Below are 339 nucleotides of genomic sequence, written 5' to 3'. Positions count from 1 at the left end.
CATCAGGCAATACCGCACAGGCCGTGACAAGCGCGGCGGAGACGGCGGTTGCATCAGCCGCGGCTTCAACCGCCGGTCGGGAACAGGAGATCCCCGGATTTGAGTATGTGGACAAAAACACCGGCGAGTTGGTCCGTGAGGGCGACGACGCCTATCACGACATGCACGAAGCCTACGAGCAGTCGATGTATGGCTTGCAGGCCGATGAAAAAAACATTCTGGTTCACCGTAATGATGATTCACCGGAAGTGGGAGATCGCTGGTAATGCTGACTATTGCACCGATAGCGGCAGGGGCCGCCCAATATTATACCGCCTCCGATAACTACTATTTTCTGGG

Annotated in this window: 1 protein-coding gene; it reads left to right on the top strand. The window is 56.0% G+C overall.

Annotated features, from left to right (window positions below; all coding sequences use genetic code 11):
* The coding region (locus AEP37_RS26900) for a hypothetical protein (RefSeq protein ID WP_049615711.1) at positions 1-266 on the top strand (266 nt) is incomplete at its 5' end.
* Positions 267-339: the final 73 nt, after the last annotated feature.

The sequence above is a fragment of the Yersinia pekkanenii genome (assembly GCF_001152565.1).
In the GTDB taxonomy this organism is placed as follows: Bacteria; Pseudomonadota; Gammaproteobacteria; order Enterobacterales; family Enterobacteriaceae; genus Yersinia; species Yersinia pekkanenii.
The sequence above is the reverse complement of the archived record's forward strand: the minus strand, read 5'-3'. Positions and strand labels throughout refer to the sequence as shown.